General features: G+C 77.4%; 1 pseudogene. It reads left to right on the plus strand.

Going from position 1 to position 305, the window contains the following annotated elements:
- Positions 1-305: pseudogene (locus LI92_RS21575) on the plus strand (hypothetical protein); the annotation flags it as partial.

A 305-nucleotide genomic window follows, 5' to 3' on the forward strand; every position in this document is an offset into this window, starting at 1 on the left:
CCCGGAAGAACGCCGTCGTCGCCGTTACGGCCGGCGAGTCCGTCGCCGCCGTCGCCGGCGTCACCGCCGTTGCCGACGGCGCCCGCGTTGCCACCGGCTCCACCGTCACCGCCGCTGATCCCACCGCTGCCGCCGTGGCCGCCGCGACCTCCGTCGCCGGTCTCGGCACCACCGTGGCCGCCGGCGCCGCCGTCACCGCCCGAGCCGGTCTGGCTGCCCGCACCGCCGTTACCGGCGTCGCCGCCGTTGCCGTTGTTGCCGGCATTGCCACCGGCACCGCCGACACCACCGTCACCGGTACCCGT

It is taken from the genome of Mycobacterium sp. UM_Kg1 (genome assembly GCF_000972925.1).
Lineage (GTDB): Bacteria > Actinomycetota > Actinomycetes > Mycobacteriales > Mycobacteriaceae > Mycobacterium > Mycobacterium hiberniae.